Source organism: Dactylosporangium siamense (genome assembly GCF_016862795.1).
Lineage (GTDB): Bacteria > Actinomycetota > Actinomycetes > Mycobacteriales > Micromonosporaceae > Dactylosporangium > Dactylosporangium siamense.
The window spans coordinates 188645-205496 of sequence record NZ_BONQ01000014.1 but is presented as its reverse complement, the minus strand read 5'-3'; the positions used below and the strand labels follow the sequence as shown (position 1 = coordinate 205496).

The following is a 16852-nucleotide window of genomic DNA, read 5'->3' as shown; positions in this document are numbered from 1 at the left end:
TCCGACCGGTCGGTCGGGATCGCCGCCGAGACCGATTGGCCGGCCCCGCCGCCGTGGCGTGACTTTCGCGGTGGTCCCGATCTCCTCCCGCCCCCCGATGATCCCGACGAGGCCGCACGCAGGCTCGGCCGGACTGCGGCAATGCGCCCGAAGCGCGACCAGCTCGACATCATCAACGCCGCACTGATGCTGCGCCGTCCTCTCCTGGTGACCGGCAATCCGGGCGTGGGGAAGTCCGGTCTCGCCTATCAGATCGCCCGCGACCTCGGGCTCGGCCGGGTCCTGCACTGGTCGATCACGTCGAGGTCGACGATGCGCTCCGGACTCTACGACTACGACGCGATCGGTCGGGCGCAGGCGGCGGCCGACGCCGGTGACGCCACCACCGGCGCATCGCTTGTCGGGGACTTCATCCACCTCGGACCACTCGGCACGGCGTTGCTTCCGCACGCCCGTCCACGTGTGCTGCTCATCGACGAGCTCGACAAGTGCGACGTCGACCTGCCGAACGACCTGCTCAACGTCTTCGAGGACGGCACCTACACCGTGCCGGAGCTGATCCGGCTGCGGAGCCGGCAGGAAGCGGTCGAGGTGCACATCGCCGACCCGGGCCGCCGGGCCACGATCCGGGACGGCGTGGTGACCTGCCACGCGTTCCCGGTCATCGTCATCACCTCCAACGGGGAGCGCGACTTCCCCGCGCCGTTCCTGCGTCGCTGTCTGCGGCTCGACCTGCCGGACCTCGACGAGTCCGCCCTGGCTGACCTGGTCGCGGCGCATCTGTCGGTGTCCGACGAGCACGTCCGGGAACTCATCAGGACGTTCGTCGAGCGGCGCGGGGAGCACGGGACCGTCGCTGCCGACCAACTGCTCAATGCGGTGTTCCTCGCCCTGTCGGGCGTCGACTCGCTGGCCTCGGCGAGCGAGTGGGACAGGCTCTTCGACGCGGTATGGCGCAGGCTCGCCCCAGGCAGGCTGTAGTGGTCGATTCCACGCCGTCCGCGCGTCCGTCGCCGGGGGTTCCCCGCCAGTGGCCCACGGTGGCCGGGCTCGCCGGGTTCGAGATCGCCGACGCGCTGTGGCTGGCCAGCCGTCCGGGGTTCGGCCGGGCCGCTGTGGACGACGGCGCCGCGACCGAGGCGCCGCGGAAGTCACCGGACGACGTCGTCGACGTCGCGGATCCGCCCACCGGGGGTCCGGGCCTGCCCACCGCCCGGCCGCCGGCGGACGACGGTCCCTACTTCGTTCCGGTCCCGCCGGACGGCTCCGGCGAGACCGGATCCGCGGTCTGGGAGGGCCGGCTCGCAGCCAGATCCGTGGTCGGGTCGCACCGCGTGCCGAGCCGGGCCGACACGCTGGGCGCGCTGCGCCTGGTTGTGGCGTCGCCCGTGACCCGCGAACTCGACGAGGAGTCGACGGCCGAGCTGGGTGTCGTCACCCGGCGATGGACGCCGGTCCTGCGACCGACCGCCGAACGCCGCTGGGACGCGGTCGTCGTCATCGACGAGAGTCCGCTGATCGACGCCTGGCACGACGCCATCGCCGACTTCGTGGCCGGCCTGCGCCGCCAGGCGGTGTTCCGCACCATCCAGGTGCGATGGCTGGTCGAGGGCGAGCACGGCGGCGTCATGCTCCGGTCGGGTCCGGGCGGCGCGCCTGAGACGGCCGCGAGCGTGGTCGACCTCACGGGCCGGCGGATGGTCTTCGTGCTGACCCAGAGCTGGTCCGGGCTGTGGCGCCGCGGTGCCGTGCAACGGGTCGCGGCGAGGTGGGCGGCGAGCATGGTCGTCACCACCGTGCACCTGATGCCGCAGGAGCTCTGGCGGCAGACGCTCGCCACCACCGCGGTCACGTGGCATCCGGACGGGCCGGCCAGGTGCACCGGAAGCATGTCCTGGACGGAGAGCGGCCTCGGCAGGCGGGGAGCGTCCGACTTCCCGGAGCCCGGCACGGTGGCCATTCCCGTGCTCGAACTCGGCGAGGGGTGGCTGAGGCGGTGGTCCCGGCTGGTGGCCGGCACCGGAACGGGTCCGGTCACCATGCCGGCGGTGATCACCTCGCCGCATTACCAGCCACCACCGGCCAGTGGCGGCGCCTCGGCGTCGGACCTCGTCATCGAGTTCCGGGCCTCGCGGTCGCCGACCGCACGGGTGTTGGCGACCCTGCTCGCGGCCGCTCCGCTGACCGACGAGATGATCTGGGCCATCCAGCGGTTCACGCCGAGGGCCGGCCCGAGCCACCTGGTCGAGGTGCTGTCGAGCGATCTGATCCAGCCGACCGGCCTGCCGGGCGCCCGCCGGGACCGGGGCGCCATCGCCTATGAATTCGCCGACGGTGTCCGGGAACGCCTGTTGTCACTGGGACAGCGCGACCGCACGATCGCGGTGCAGGATCTGGTCGAGGAGATACTGGCCGGCGATGTTCCCGGCGTGCGCGGGCTCGGCAGCCGGGTGCGACATCCGCACAGTGTGGCCGCCCATCAGGTGGACCCGGCAAGCCGTCCGCACGCGCGGGTCGAGCTGAAGGTCTACCAGGCCCTGAGCGGTCCTCATCTCGTGGCCCACCGACACCTCAAACAGGTGATCGGGGGACCGTTGCCCATGCTCGGCCGAAATGTCGACCCAGTTCACCTCAACCCGGGCGCATCTACGGAGCGGATCATGTCTGAATCATCGTACTTGCCTACCTCGGGCGCTGATTCACTGCCGGAAGCAGGCGCCGGGTCGGCCGGCGTCGCCAACCCCCGGACCGACCCGGCGTCCGACGGCCGGCCCGACGCCATCACCAACAACCTCCCGCCCCGGAATCTCAACTTCACCGGCCGGCGCGACCTGCTCGACGCGCTGCACCGGCGCCTGCGGTCGGGCACGACAGCGGTGCTACCGGAGGCCGTGCACGGATCGGGCGGCGTGGGCAAGTCCCAGCTCGTGATCGAGTACGTCCATCAGCGGCTCAAGGACTACGACCTGATCTGGTGGATCCCGGCCGAACGCCCGGCACAGATCACGTCGGCCCTGGTGGAGCTGGCCCAGAAGCTCGGCATCTCCGCCACCGCGACGGCTACCACCGCGGTGCCCCTCGTCCTTGACGCGTTGCGGCTCGGCCGGCCGCACTCCAACTGGCTGTTGATCTTCGACAATGCCGAGTCGCCGGAGGAGGTCCAGCGGTTCTTCCCCCTGGAAGGAACCGGCAGCATCGTCGTGACGTCCCGAAATCCACAGTGGACAGATGTGGCCGATGGCCTGCGGGTCGACGTGTTCGATCGGCACGAGAGCATCGAGCTGCTCCGCAAGCGGAGCCCGGCGCTGCTGTTCGACGAGGCCGACCGGTTGTCCGCCGCCCTGGGTGACCTGCCGCTGGCCATCGAGCTGGCGGCGGCGTATCGCGCGGCGACCGAAATGCCTGCCGACGAGTACCTCGAAAAGCTCAACGGAAGCCTTGCCTACTTCCAGGACGACGTGGGTGGGCAGGACTTCCCGGACTTTGTGGCCGCCGCCTGGAACATCGCCCTCGACGCGGTGGAGAAACGCGACCGGGAGGCACTGCGCCTGCTGCAGGTCGTCGCGTTCCTGGCGCCGGAGCCCATCAGCGAGGCACTGCTGCAGCGCTCCGGAACCGCGAATGTGCATCCCGACCTCGACCGCGTGCTCCGCAACAAGAATCGGCTGACGCAGGCGATCCGGTCGATCAGCCGATTCTCCCTGGCACGGATGGACTACCGGACGAACTCGTTTCAGTTGCACAGGCTCGCCCAGCGGGTGCTGATCGCACAGTTGAGCGCCGAGGATCGGGAGGCCATGCGACAGACCGCGCACCTGTTGCTGGCCGGCGCCAACCCGGGATTCCCGGACGAGGCACAGAAATGGCCGCTGTTCGCCGAGCTCTACCCTCACATCATCGCGTCGGCGGCGGAGCGCTCGGTTGACGAACGAGTGCACACCCTGATCCTGGACGAGGCGAAGTACCTGTGGCGGTGGGGAGACCTGACCGGCGCCCGCGACTTTGCCCTTCGCGCCCACGACGCGTGGACCGAGGCACTGGGTGAGGACCATCCCGACACGTTGAACATGGCGTACTGGCTCGGGTTCATGTACTTCGTCGTCGGTGACTACCCCGCCGCCGCCCGTATCAACGCGCGCACCGTCGAGCTGAACCGTGAGACCTTCGGGGAGAACAGCCAGGAGACGCTCAGTGCGATCGGTGCGGTGGCAGCCGACTACCGCATCGCCGGCGACTTCGCCAGCGCCCTCGATCAGTCGAGCACGGTGTACGAACGAGCGCAACGCAACTTCGGCGACGAGGTTCCGGAGACCCTGAGGGCGGCACACAACCTGGCGGTCAGCATGCGTCTGTCGGGCAGGTACGACCAGGCCCTCCAGGTGGGCAGGCAGACACACAACCGTCTCATCCTGATGTACGGAACGAACCACCTCATCACCCTGGACACCTACGGCGGCGTCAACCTCGACAGTCGCGAGCTCGGAGACTGGATCACAGCACGCAACCAGCAGGAGAACGTCGTCGACGCCGTTCGCCGGCTGGTCGGTGACGAGGACCATCCGGACCTGCTCCGGCAGTCCCACAGCCTGGCCATCTTCCGGCGCAAGGCCGGTGACCAGGCCGGTGCGTTGCAGAGCTCGACCGACGTGCTCAAGCGCTACAGGTACCGGTACGGGGACAGGCATCCGGACACCGTGCTGGCAACGCTGACGTCCTCGATCGACCTGCGGGTCACCGGTGACCTCTCAGCCGCGCTCGTGGCCGGAGCGTTCGCCGTGGACCGCCTGCGGGAGCTGTACGGACCCACGCACCCGCACACCGCCGGCGCCGAAGTGGACCACGCCATCATCCTGCGACTGTCCGGGGGGACCGAGGACGCTCGCATCTGGGGCGAGCGCGCCCATCGGGTGCTGGCCGATCGGCTCGACGAGCAGCATGCCCTGGTGCTGGCGAGCGGGATCAACCTCGCCAGTGCCTACTACGCGCTCGGAGCGCTCCAGGCGGCCCACGACCTCGACTTCGACATGCTGCGCCGGTGCCGCAGCCAGCTTGGCGTCAACCATCCCACCACGCTGTGCTGCGCTCACAACCTCGGCCTCGACCTGCGTGGGCTCAGCCGGGAGTCGGACGCCGTCGCCCTTCTGGAGGACACGATGGCAAGGTTCCGGGCAGTGCTCGGCCCGGACCATCCGGCGACCGTCGCGGCGGTGGAGGGCATCCGCGCGAACTGCGACATCGACCTGATGCCGCTCTGAGCGGGGCCGTCAGACCGCCCGCCATCCGATCGGGTCGGGCCGGTCCGGCGGGAGCGCAGCGCCGATCCAGGCAGCGAGCCTGACGACGTCCACGGCGCCGGAAACGGACAACCGGGCGGCCATCGCGCGCACCAGCTCGGGCCGCCGGAGCAGCGCCCGGGCCACCGGGTCGGCGGTCCGGTCCGGCCGTGACAGGCCCAGCCCCACCAGGCCGTGAACGTCGTCCGACGCGGTTTCGACCCGAACCCGGTATGCGCGACCAGCTGCTTCCCGATCCCCGGCGATGAGGGCGACATCGGCCGCGGACGCGCCCAGGACGCTCGCGCTCACCGTCTCCGGGTCATTCTGGAACTGTTCGAAGGCCGATGCTCGCGTCAAGCGATACCTGGCGAGCACCGCACGACTGTCCAGCAGTCCCACGTCAGGGGTCGCCCGAACGGCCGACGATGCCTCGGCCGGGATCGGTGCCGAGGCTCCGCGTGCCCAAGCGGCGACCAGATCCGCGACAACGAGGTCCGGGACGACGATGTTGTGTGCCCGCCACAGCGCCTCGTGGTCGAGCGCCAGGTCGGCGGCCAACGTGGCCTCGACCCTCGGCACCGGCTCGCGCTCGTGCTCCTCGACCTGCTGCAGGAGGTCGCCGACGAACCGGCTGCCGTGGCCGGTCAGGCGACCCGATCCTGCCAGCGTGCGGAGCACCCGCAGCGTCTGCCGGCGCCACAAGGCGAACTCGAAATGGGCCAGGGCCGCTGCGGCCGGTCGGCAACGGAACCGGTGTGTCCGCCAGAACTCCGTCACCCCGGCGAACGCGTAGGCGCCCTGCAGGAGACCACCCGCGGGCCGGGGATCATCGCGCCATCCGGCGTAGTACCGGACTGACGGCTCGTCGGTGGTCAGGGTCAACAGGTGGAGCAGCGCTCCGAGCTTCTGATGCTGAAACTCGTGCACCAGCGTGACGGCGAGCTGGGTGGAGTCGTCCGGAAACGACAGCAGCATGCCGCCGAAGGCCTCACCACCGGAGGCGGAGAGCTGCCGGAACGGCTCCTTGGCGGGCACCGGCGACAGGACCCGGATGCCGGCGGCGATCGCCCTGGCGGCCGGCTGATGGTCCCGGATGAGGATCGCCCATGCCTCGCTGAGCATGCTTCGCCAACGGGCCGTCTCAGCCGGATGCAACGGCCGTGGCGCGGAGGGCCCGCGGAGGTCCCGGTACGCGTCGCGGTCCGCGAGCTCCACCCGGAGATCGGTCTCGTCGTGGCCCACCCGCACGCGGATCGGCTCGTGCCAGGCGGGGCAATCGGTGGCGATCCGCACCACCGCACCCGAAGCGGAGATCTCGGTGCCGCCAGGGCCCGTCCGGACGTGCGCCGTGCCGAACGGGCTGTCCAGCGGCAGCATCGCCGACCCGACGGTGGGAATGACCGCGGTCCCGTGCCGGACCGGGATGTCGAGTTCGGCTGTCAGGCCGGTCCGGATCGCGGCCGCCGCAGCCAACGCGTGCAGGTATCCGAGCTCGGCCCACAGCGGGATGTCCGACGGCGGGTTGCGCCGCAGCCGTCGCAACGTGTGCGACGCCCAGACGCCCACCTCCGGACGGCCCATCAGGTCCTCGGTGACATCGCGATCGACATCGGACGCCCGGGCGAGAAGCGCCCAAGCGGTGTCCAGACCGGCCAGCGGGCTGTCAACCATGGTGCCGTCGGAGACGGAGCCGAGAAGGCTGAACACCAGTGTCAGCCGCCAGCTTCGCTCCGACTGCAACAGGGCGGCAATGAGCGCTTCGTCCCCGGCGCCATGGGCGAGCGACTGGAAATCGCGGACTGATACGGAATGGAATGAGCCAAGAGAACCGACGTCAGTCGACACGGTCCGCCGGCGCCTCAGAATCCGGCCTCATCCGTCCGGAGAACGAACCGCTGTAGCCGCTGATGCTGCCTTCGGTGTCGGCAATGCGCGCGACGACCCGGGTGGTCGCCGCGTCCAGACCCGCCAGGTCTGCTTTTCGTAGCGTCGCGATGGTGACCGACGACAAGTCCAGCAGCTCGGACTCGATATCGGTCGGCGCTCCATCCATCCTAGGGATGCCCCTTCGCGTGGTGTGGCGGTCCCATCCTCCCACGGCATGCGTGCTCCGAGTGGACCGCATTGGCAACGTCTCGTTGCGATTATCACAACCAGCGGTCGGGTCCAGACGATGGGGGGCACCGTCCCAAAGGCGCCGACATCCGGGGGCCGCCGGCCTGACCCGACCGGCATGAGCCGGGCGCAGTCGTCGAGGCGCGAACGGCCAGACGTTGCGGACAAGGGTCCTGTTTCTCACCACCGGAAGTCGCGTCGGCGGGCGCCCGAGGTGACGTTGCGGGGGATTCCTTGGAGCCCCGCGCTCGGCGGCGTGCGGCGGGCGCGCCCGCTGTCAGCGGTGAACGCGCGCTGATCGGGGCTGTCAGCGGGCTGTTAGGGCGCTGTCAGCGGGCCCGGCCAATCTCTGTGCACAGCGGACGACCGGTCCGCACAGCCAGAGGAGCAGGCGATGCAGCAGTTCGAAACCCCCAACCCGATCTCGGCCGTGCTGGACATCCCCGCGGGGCGGGTGCGGTTCGTCGCCGGTGACCGGGCGGACACGACCGTTGAGGTGCTGCCGGTGGACGCGTCGAAGAGCCGCGACGTGAAGGTGGCGCAGGAGACCACGGTCGAATACGGCGACGGCGTCCTGCGGGTGGTGGCGCCGGCGAAACATCAGATCCTCGGCAGTTCGGGATACGTCGAGGTGACGGTCGAGCTGCCGGCCGGATCGCAGGTCGAGGTGAAGGCGGCCAGCGCGGAGTTCCGGGCGGTCGGGCGATACGGCGACGTCGTGTTCGACGCCGCGCACGGGGCGGTCAAGGTCGACGAGGCGGCGAGCGTCCGCCTCACCACCCTCGTCGGTGACGTGTCCGTCGGGCGGGTCAACGGTTCCGCGGAGATCAGCACCGCGAAGGGCGACATCCGCGTCGCCGAGGCCGTGCGCGGCACCGTCACGCTGCGGACCCAGGCCGGCGACGTGTCGATCAGCGCCGCCAACGGTGTCTCCGCCTCGCTGGACGCCGGCACCGGTCACGGTCGCATCCACAACGCGCTGAGGAACACCGACGGCACCCCGGACCTGACCATCCACGCGAGCACCGCATACGGCGACATCCTCGCCCGCAGCCTCTGACACCACCATCACCGAGGAGCCCCCCACCATGTCCAGCCTGGCCATCGCAGCGAACAACCTCCACAAGTCCTACGGCGACAAGGTCGTGCTCGACGGTGTCGACCTGACCGTCCCGGAAGGCACCATCTTCTCCCTGCTCGGCCCGAACGGCGCCGGCAAGACCACCGCCGTCAAGATCCTGTCCACGCTCACCTCCCCGGGCACGGGCACCGGCGCCGTCCGGATCGGCGGCCACGACCTCGCCACGGACCCGCAGAAGGTGCGCGCGTCGATCGGGGTCACCGGCCAGTTCTCCGCCGTCGACAACCTGATCACCGGCGAGGAGAACATGCTCCTCATGGCCGACCTGCACCACCTGACCAAGCGGGAGGGCCGCCGCACCGCCGCGAACCTCCTGGCCCGCTTCGACCTCACCGACGCGGCGAAGAAGCCCGCGTCGACCTACTCCGGTGGCATGAAACGCCGCCTCGACCTGGCCATGACGCTGGTCGGCAACCCGAGCATCATCTTCCTCGACGAACCCACCACCGGCCTCGACCCCCGCAGCCGCCACAACATGTGGCAGATCATCCGCGAGCTGGTCACCGACGGCGCCACCGTCTTCCTCACCACCCAGTACCTCGAGGAGGCCGACCAGCTCGCCGACCGCATCGCGGTGCTCAACCACGGCAGGATCGCCGCCGAGGGCACCGCCGGCGAGCTCAAGCGGCTCATTCCCGGCGGGCACATCCGGCTCCGCTTCACCGATCCCATCGCGTACCGGTCCGCGGGTCTCGCGCTGCGCGACGCCACCGGCGACGACGACGCCCTCGCCCTGCAGATCCCCAGCGGTGGCAGCCAGCGCGAGCTGCGCTCCGTCCTGGACCGGCTGGACTCCGCCGGCATCGAGGCGGACGAGCTGACCGTGCACACCCCCGACCTCGACGACGTGTTCTTCGCCCTCACCGGCGACGCCCACGCCACCGACGCCCGCACCACCAACGCCCACGCCACCAACGCCCACGCCACCGTCCCCGCCCAGGCCAAGGAGGCCGTCCGATGAGCACTCTCGCCCTCACCGTCCGCGACTCGTCCACGATGCTGCGCCGCAACCTCCTGCACGCCCGGCGCTACCCGTCGCTCACGCTGAACCTGCTGCTGACGCCGATCATGTTGCTGCTGCTCTTCGTCTACATCTTCGGCGACGCGATGGGCTCCGGGATCGGCGGCGGGCGGACGGAGTACATCGGGTACATCGTCCCCGGGCTGCTCCTCATGACCATCGGCAGCACGGTCGTCGGCACCGCGGTGTCCGTCTCCAACGACATGACCGAGGGCATCATCGCCCGCTTCCGCACCATGGCCATCCACCGCGGATCGGTCCTCGTCGGGCACGTCATCGGCAGCGTCCTGCAGTCCGTCATGAGCGTGACCGTGGTCGGCGCGGTCGGCGTCGCCATCGGGTTCCGGTCCTCCGGCGCCGGCGTGCTGGAGTGGCTGGCGGCATTCGGCCTGCTCGTCCTCTTCGCCACCGCGCTCACCTGGATCGCCGTGGGGATGGGCCTGGTCAGCCCGAACGCCGAGGCGGCCAGCAACAACGCCACGCCGCTCATCCTGCTGCCGCTGCTGTCCAGCGCCTTCGTCCCGATCCACGCGATGCCGGGCTGGTTCCAGCCGATCGCCGAGTACCAGCCGTTCACGCCGGCCATCGAGACCCTCCGCGGGCTGCTGCTCGGCAGCGAGATCGGCCACAACGGCTGGCTCGCGGTGGCCTGGTGCGTCGGGCTCTCCGTCCTCGGCTACTCCTGGTCCACCTCGAAGTTCAACAGCGAATCGAAGTGACCGCTGGAAGACGGCGCACATCGGCAACACGCCGGTGTGCGCCGCTTCAGTGCGTGCCGATCGTCCCGGTCAGCCGGTCCAGCGCGTCCTGCCGGGACAGCCGGGCACCCCGCTCGTACGCGTCGCGGTAGCCGTCCTCGCCGAGGCGTCCGACGAGCCCGGCGACCAGGACGCGCAACGCCGGCTCGCCGTGGTCGAAGGCACCGCGGATCGCCTCGCTCCAGCCCAGCACCGTGGCCGCGTCGACCGGCCGGTCCTCCAGGGCGAGCAGCTCGCCGACCTGCTCGGCGGCCCAGGCGAGCCCGTTGCTCTGGTTGCGGGTGATGTTGGGCCGCACCGCCCTCGGCAGCAGGTCCCGGGCTCCGGCGGCATCGCGCGCCGCGAGCCGGTTCATCAGCCGGGTGCCGTCGATGAGGTCCCGGGCCATCTGCTCCGGATACGGCAACCGGTCCACCAGGGTCAGCATGGTGTCGAGCGTGCGCTCCGACGCGTCGAGCTCGCCCGCGCGACGCTGCCAGCCGGCGACGCTGAACAGGATCGCCGCCTCCCGCCGTCGCTGGCCCAGCTGCTCGGCCCGGTCCTGCATCGCCCGCAGGTCGCGCCGGGCGCCGTCCAGGTCACCGGCGCGCATCCGTTCCCGGGCCAGCCGGTTCCTGGTCCAGTACAGGTAGTCCTCGGTGCCGAGCTCGGCGCTGATCGCGACCGCGCGTTCGAACGCGGCGATCGAGGTCGCGAAGTCGCCGCGCAGCGACGGCACCCGCCCGATGGCGAGCAGGCTCATGACCAGCCCCCAGCGGTCACCGACCTCCTCGAAGCCGCGCACCGCCTCCTCGCGCGCCGCGGCGCCGCCCTCCAGGTCGCCCTGTTCGACGAGGGTGAAGTTGTGCGCCCAGTGCGCGGTGGCCCGTACCCACGGATCCGGCGACGTCAGCGACTGCTGGAACTGCCCGTCGTCGGAGGCGGCGTCGGGGGTGAACGCCCGTTGCGAGATCCACAGCAGCCGGGCGGGGTGGATCTCCTGCGTGCCGGACGTCGACCGCACCAGGTCGACGGCACGCCGGGCCTCGTCCGGCACGGCGGCACCGAGGTCGGACAGCGCGCCCATGAACGTCTCGAGCTGGTTGTTCAGGCCGCGGTTTCCCCAGTACCAGAACAGCGCCTTGATGAAGCGCGCCGTCCTGGCGACGTCACCGGCGTCCAGGGCGGAACGCAGCGCCGCCGTCATGTTGTCGTGCTCGGCGTCGAAGACCGCGAAGGCCCGCAGCTGCTCCCGCCCGCGCAGCAGCGGCTCGTGCTGCTCGGCCAGGGTCAGGTAGTAGTCGGCGAAGCGGGTCGACACGTCGTCACCCGAGGCGGCCAGCTGCTCCGCCCCGTACGCACGAACCGTCTCCAGCATCCGGTACCGGCCGCCGGTCTGCTGCACGATGGACTTCTCCACCAGCGAGTCCAGCACGTAGAGCACGTCCCGCGACGGCAGGGACGCGTCGGCGCAGACCGCTTCCAGCGCGGTCAGGACGGCCCCGCCGGGGAACGCCGACAGCCGGCGCGCCAGGGTCCGCTCCGCCTCGTCGAGCAGGTCCCAGCTCCACTCGACCATCGCCAGCAGGGTCCGCTGCCGCGGCAACGCGGCCCGGCTGCCCGACGTCAGCAGCCGGAACCGGTCGTCGAGCCGGCGGGCGACCTGGTCGACCGTCATCGAGCGCAGCTTCACCGCCGCCAGCTCCAGCGCGAGCGGCATCCCGTCCAGCCGCCGGCAGATCTCCACCACCGCGTCCACTGTGGACTCGTCCAGCGCGAAGCCTGGTCGTACACCTCCGGCCCGGTCGACGAACAACCGCACCGCTGCCGCCTCGGCCGCCGTGGCGAGGTCCGGTTCCCCGGCGGGCAGTGCGAGGGGTCCGAGGTGGCACAACGCCTCCCCGGTGATCGCCAGGGGCTCCCGGCTGGTGGCGAGGATCCGCAGCTGCGCCAGCCCGCCGAGCAGCTCGTCGGCGAGCTGCGCGGCCGCCCCGACGAGATGCTCGCAGTTGTCCAGCATCAGCACGGCGTCGCCGACGTCGAGCATCTCGGTGAGCCGGTCGACGGCCGCCGCCATCGGCTTCGCGCCGTCGTAGAGGCGCCCGTGCGCCGAGCCGACCACGCTGAGGACGGTGTCGGCCAGCCGCTCCGGGTCGTCCTCGCTGAGCCCGGCCAGCGGCACGAACCACACCCGGCCGCGCTCGTATGCCGGGTCGCGCCGCGCCGCCTCCAGCGACAGCCTGGTCTTGCCGGCGCCGCCGGGCCCGACGATGGTGACCAGCCGCGCGGCGCCCATCAGCCGGGCGACCCGGCCGAGCTCGTCCTCCCGGCCGATGAAACTGGTGACGCTGGCCGGCAACCGGCTCGGCGCGACCTCCACCGCCTGCGTCGCGGGCCGGTCCAGCTCCCCGCGGAGCAACGCCAGGTGCACCTCCCGCAGCTCCACCGTCGGATCGACGCCGAGCTCGTCGCCGAGCCTGGCCCGCACCTCCTCGTAGACGGCGAGCGCGTCCGACTGCCGCCCGGCCGCCGACAGCGCCCGCATGCGGAGCGTGGCGAGCCGCTCGCTGAGGGGCCGTTCCGCGGCGGCCGCCGCGAGACCGGTCAGCGCCTCGGCGTGACGGCCCAGTTGCAGCTCCGCCTCGAAGAGGTCCTCGACGGCGTCGGCCCGCATCTCGTCGAGCCGGGTCGCCGCGGTGCGGGCGAACGGCGCCTCCAGCACGTCGGCGAGGGCCGCCCCGCGCCACAGGCGCCTGGCGGCGGCGAGCGTCGACGCGGCCTCCCTGGCCCGACCGGCCGCCAGCTCGCGGCGGCCCTGCGCGGCCAGCTGCTCGAACCGGTGCACATCCACGTCCTCGCCGCGCACCGGCAGCCGGTAGCCACCGGCGGCGAACTGGACCGCGCCGGCCCCGCCCAGCACCCTGCGCAGCCGGGACGCGAGGCCCTGCAGGGCCGCGGCGGCCCCGGCGGGCGGCTGCTCCCCCCACAGGTCGTCGACCAGGGTGTCGGGGTGCACCGGCCGGCCCTCCTCCAGCGCCAGCCTCGCCAGCAGCATCCGGACCCGGGCGCCGGGCACGGTCACCGGCGTCCCGTCGTCCTCGGTGGCCACGACCGGACCCAGCAGCTCGACACGCACGCGAGCATGATCGCAAAGCCCGGCGCGGGCCGCTGCCCACGGTCCGCGCAGCGTGCCGTTCGTTACGTCGGCCGGGTCGGTGGTACCTGGCCGTCGGCTCGGTCGTCAGCCCGCTAGTGCGTTGACCACATAGGTTGCCGGTATTGGCCTGCTCACGCCGCTACCGTGGTGGTCAACGCACTAGCGCCGATGACGCTGCTGTCAGGTGACGTCGCGCAATAGGTCGGGCAAGAACGCGGCGAACTCCGCGCAGGCATCGGTCCCCAGGATGCCATCGCCCAACGGCAGGCTCACGGTCGAGCCGTCGGCGAACGTGGCAGTGATCCGAGCATCAGTCGGCCAGAACGGCTTGTCCCGCTTGCCCCAGTGGTGCGTGGCGTTCGCCGAGAACTCGAAACTGTGCAGGTCCCGGCGCGGCGTCACCGCCACGTCAAGGTCGCCCTGGTCGCTGCGCTTGATCGAGATGATCTTACCATCGGTGAAGATCATGACCTTGCCCTCGGGGTGCGACGTCCCGCTGAGGTCCGCCGTCACCCAGCGGATCGCCCGTCCGGTCGTGAGCGTCGCGGCCAAGTACGTCACGTCGGGCGGCGCGTTCGACAACGGTGCGGGATTCGTGCGTTCGATGCCGTCGGCGATAACCTTGATCTGGTCCTCGTAATTGTTGGTGCTCATGAGCGGTGTGGTGCCTCCGTCGATATTGGAACCTGTTCAACTGTCACGCGATCCGCAGCGCCGTCCGGCGCCTGGGCGCCTCGACATCGCGGCCAGTGATTCAGCGTCACGGAAGCCTATATCGTAATCGGGCGAACACCAAAAGTGATATCCAGCGTCGTTGGGCTGGTGCCGTCGTCGCCGTGGGCGCAGACGGGTGCTGGTCGTGCGCGATGTCCTGGGAGTCGTTGACATGGCCCGGTGCCCGCAGGATGAGTCGGTTGCACCTCGACCGGTCGCCGGATCGAGTCCTCATCAGCCTGAACCAGCCTCGCAATGACCGGCACACCGTTCCCGCCGGCGGAGGCGAGGACTATCACGGCCCGCCGCAGCCGATTCGCTGAACCGGTCCCACGCCGGGTTGTTCGAAGCAGTTGCCGACCTTCCTGGTCAGACAGCCGCCGCACACGCGCGGGTTCTGCCACCGCCACAGCCTGAGCGCAGATACACCGCCCGGCCTGGAGGCTGAACCGCATGTCATCCAACGCCGTGAACGTTTATGGTCATGCAAGGAGCTCCGGTACTTGATCGGTCCGGGTTCCAGGTTTGCATGAGGATCCCGGTTGGTCCGGTGGGTGGCGTTGAAATGGGGTCTGAGGGAGAGCCTCGTGGCCCTGATTGCCACCGCTGGTCTGGCCCCTCAGCAAGCCCACACGGGGCATGACAGGTCGCGCGCACGCGGCGCAGACAAACGAGGCAACCTGCCCCACCAGCGATCCTCCGACCAGAAGCTAGCCCGGTCAAGCCGGGCCTTGACACCAGATCCCCGATAGGGAATCAGAGCACATGCTTGACGTCGAGGACCTCGAGGTTCAGCAGGATCGAGTGCTCGCCGAACAGGCCGCCGTCATCGAAGTACAGGGTGAGGCGGTCTTCGTCGACGTCGACGAAGGGTCGGCCGGATCTTGGCGCAGAAGCCGTCGCGGTCCAAGCGCTCGTCGTCGTCCTGGCGCCAGGTGCTGTTGTACAGCTCCAGGGAGTCCTCAGCGACGATGTCGTGCAGGACCTGCGGGTCCAGCCGGGCGGGGGTTGCGGCCACCTCGTCCAGACGTCCGGCGGGCAGCTCCGAGTCGTCGAGGACCGTCAGGACGACCCCGTCCTCGTCGGTGTCGCCCAGCGGCGCCGACGAGGACGCCTTCCATACGGCAATCGGGGCGTAGGTCACGGTGCCGAGCGCGGGATGGTGATGAACGGTGCGGTCGCTCATCGCCCGATCGTCGCGGGCACCCGCACAGCTGCGGCTGAGGCGGCCGACGCCGCCGGGGCGGGCGTGGGGGTGCGCGTGCCCAGGACGACGGCGGCGAGGACCGCGGTCGCGCCCAGCAGCTGGCCCGGCGACAGGGACTGGTCCAGCACCAGCCACCCGAGCAGCGCCGCCACCACGGGGCTGAGCAGGCCGAGCAGCGTGACCCGGGCCGGTGCGAGCGCCGTCACCCCGCGGAACCACAGGAAGTAGGCGCCCGCGGTGCCGACCAGCGACAGGTACCCGAAGCCGCCGAGGTTCGTCCACGTCAGCGCGGGTGGCGGGCCCTCCACGAGCAGCATCACGGGTGCGAGCAGCAGCCCGCCGACGGTCAGCTGCCAGCCGGTCAGTGCCAGCAGCGCCGTGCGGCGGTCCGGCAGGCCGGTCGGGGTGCCCCAGCGGCGGCCGAGCACGGTGCCGAACGACATGGACACCATCCCGGCGGCGGCCGCGGCGAGGCCGAGCGGGTCGAGGGCCGCGTCGGAGCGCAGCACCAGCAGGGCGACGCCGGCCAGACCGGCCGCGCCGGCGAGCAGCACGCGGACGGCGGGGCGCTGGTCGAGCAGGGCGAAGGCGATGGCGGCGACGACGAACGGGCCGAGGGCGCCGAGGACCGCCGCGATCCCGCCCGGCAGCCGGTACGCCGCGACGAACAGCAGCGCGAAGAACAGGCCGATGTTCAGGAAGCCGAGCACCGCGGCGCGCCACCACCAGGCGCCGGTGGGCAGGGCGCGGCGGCCGGCGAGGGTCGCGACGACGGCGATCAGCAGCAGGCCGGCGGGCAGGGCCCGCAGCGTCCCGGCGAGCAGCGGGCGGCCGTCCGGCAGCAGCTCGGTGGTGACGAGGTAGGTGGTGCCCCACAGCGCGGGAGCGACGGCGGTGGTCACGGCAAGGTTCCTCATGACTAAGTAGCTTAGCACTAAGCTACTTAGAAACAAGATGTGCGAGGATGGTGTCCGTGACAGACGACGTCGACCGGATCGTCGAGCAGTGGGGGCGCGAGCGACCGGACCTCGAGACCGACGCGATGGCGGTGTTCGGCCGCATCTACCGGCTGGCCCGCATCGTCGGCGACCGGCAGGAGCGCGTCTACGGCGCGCTCGGCATCAACCGCGGCGAGTTCGACGTGCTGGCCACCCTGCGCCGTGCGGGCGAGCCGTTCCAGCTGTCGCCGAAGGCGCTGACCGCGTCGCTGATGCTCACCTCCGGCGGCATGACCGGGCGGCTCGACCGGCTCGAGCGGGCCGGCCTGGTCGCCCGCTCGCCGGACCCCGCCGACCGCCGCGGTCTCGTCATCACGCTGACCTCCGCCGGCCGGACCCTCATCGACGAGGCCGTCACGGTCGGGCTGGCCGCGCAGCGGGAGGTCCTCGAGCGGCTGCCCGAGCCGCGCCGCCGCCAGCTCGGCGCCCTCCTCCGGGACCTCCTGGCCGCCACGGAAATCTGAGCGGGCGATGTTTGGACATTGA

General features: G+C 71.1%; 12 protein-coding genes. 6 read left to right on the top strand and 6 right to left on the bottom strand.

The genetic code is table 11. From position 1 onward, the window contains the following. Positions 1-141: 141 nt before the first annotated feature. Positions 142-981: an AAA family ATPase gene (locus Dsi01nite_RS02775; RefSeq protein ID WP_203844384.1), complete on the top strand. Its 840-nt coding sequence runs from the start codon at positions 142-144 to the stop codon at positions 979-981. Further along, positions 981-5255, top strand: coding sequence for an FxSxx-COOH system tetratricopeptide repeat protein (gene fxsT, locus Dsi01nite_RS02770; protein WP_203844383.1), 4275 nt, complete (start codon positions 981-983; stop codon positions 5253-5255). The genes Dsi01nite_RS02775 and fxsT overlap by 1 nt, the downstream gene beginning before the upstream one ends. 9 nt (positions 5256-5264) lie before the next feature. Here fxsT and Dsi01nite_RS58225 read toward each other — a convergent pair whose 3' ends face one another. Both Dsi01nite_RS58225 and Dsi01nite_RS02760 read right to left on the bottom strand, forming a co-directional pair. After that, the gene (locus Dsi01nite_RS58225; RefSeq protein ID WP_275423325.1) at positions 5265-6983 is read right to left on the bottom strand and encodes an HEXXH motif domain-containing protein; all 1719 of its coding nucleotides are present in this window, start codon (positions 6981-6983) and stop codon (positions 5265-5267) included. A gap of 127 nt (positions 6984-7110) precedes the next feature. Then, positions 7111-7329: a hypothetical protein gene (locus Dsi01nite_RS02760; RefSeq protein ID WP_203844381.1), complete on the bottom strand. Its 219-nt coding sequence runs from the start codon at positions 7327-7329 to the stop codon at positions 7111-7113. A 456-nt stretch (positions 7330-7785) separates the two neighbouring features. Here Dsi01nite_RS02760 and Dsi01nite_RS02755 point away from each other — a divergent pair, with 456 nt between their 5' ends. Genes Dsi01nite_RS02755 through Dsi01nite_RS02745 form a run of 3 tightly spaced genes read left to right on the top strand, consistent with a single transcriptional unit; the run spans position 7786 to position 10272 of the window. After that, positions 7786-8451, top strand: a complete 666-nt coding sequence (locus tag Dsi01nite_RS02755) for a DUF4097 family beta strand repeat-containing protein (protein WP_203844380.1) — start codon at positions 7786-7788, stop codon at positions 8449-8451. Between the two features lie 28 nt (positions 8452-8479). Continuing rightward, positions 8480-9493 (top strand): ATP-binding cassette domain-containing protein, encoded by a 1014-nt coding sequence (locus Dsi01nite_RS02750; RefSeq protein WP_203844379.1) that lies wholly within the window; start codon positions 8480-8482, stop codon positions 9491-9493. Next, positions 9490-10272, top strand: coding sequence for an ABC transporter permease (locus Dsi01nite_RS02745; RefSeq protein WP_203844378.1), 783 nt, complete (start codon positions 9490-9492; stop codon positions 10270-10272). Before Dsi01nite_RS02750 ends, Dsi01nite_RS02745 begins: the two co-directional genes overlap by 4 nt. 46 nt (positions 10273-10318) lie before the next feature. Here Dsi01nite_RS02745 and Dsi01nite_RS02740 read toward each other — a convergent pair whose 3' ends face one another. The 4 genes from Dsi01nite_RS02740 to Dsi01nite_RS02725 form a co-directional block, all read right to left on the bottom strand. Next, positions 10319-13426: an ATP-binding protein gene (locus Dsi01nite_RS02740; RefSeq protein ID WP_203844377.1), complete on the bottom strand. Its 3108-nt coding sequence runs from the start codon at positions 13424-13426 to the stop codon at positions 10319-10321. 201 nt (positions 13427-13627) lie between these two features. Next, positions 13628-14101 carry a hypothetical protein gene (locus Dsi01nite_RS02735; protein ID WP_203844376.1) on the bottom strand — a complete coding sequence of 158 codons (474 nt, stop codon included), beginning with the start codon at positions 14099-14101 and terminating at the stop codon, positions 13628-13630. Positions 14102-14987: 886 nt separating this feature from the next. Further along, positions 14988-15347 carry a hypothetical protein gene (locus tag Dsi01nite_RS02730; RefSeq protein ID WP_203844375.1) on the bottom strand — a complete coding sequence of 120 codons (360 nt, stop codon included), beginning with the start codon at positions 15345-15347 and terminating at the stop codon, positions 14988-14990. Next, complete coding sequence (locus tag Dsi01nite_RS02725) at positions 15344-16285, bottom strand: EamA family transporter (protein ID WP_203844374.1); 942 nt, start codon at positions 16283-16285, stop codon at positions 15344-15346. The genes Dsi01nite_RS02730 and Dsi01nite_RS02725 overlap by 4 nt, the downstream gene beginning before the upstream one ends. A gap of 47 nt (positions 16286-16332) precedes the next feature. Here Dsi01nite_RS02725 and Dsi01nite_RS02720 point away from each other — a divergent pair, with 47 nt between their 5' ends. Continuing rightward, positions 16333-16830: a MarR family winged helix-turn-helix transcriptional regulator gene (locus Dsi01nite_RS02720; RefSeq protein WP_203844373.1), complete on the top strand. Its 498-nt coding sequence runs from the start codon at positions 16333-16335 to the stop codon at positions 16828-16830. The last annotated feature ends 22 nt before the right edge of the window (positions 16831-16852 follow it).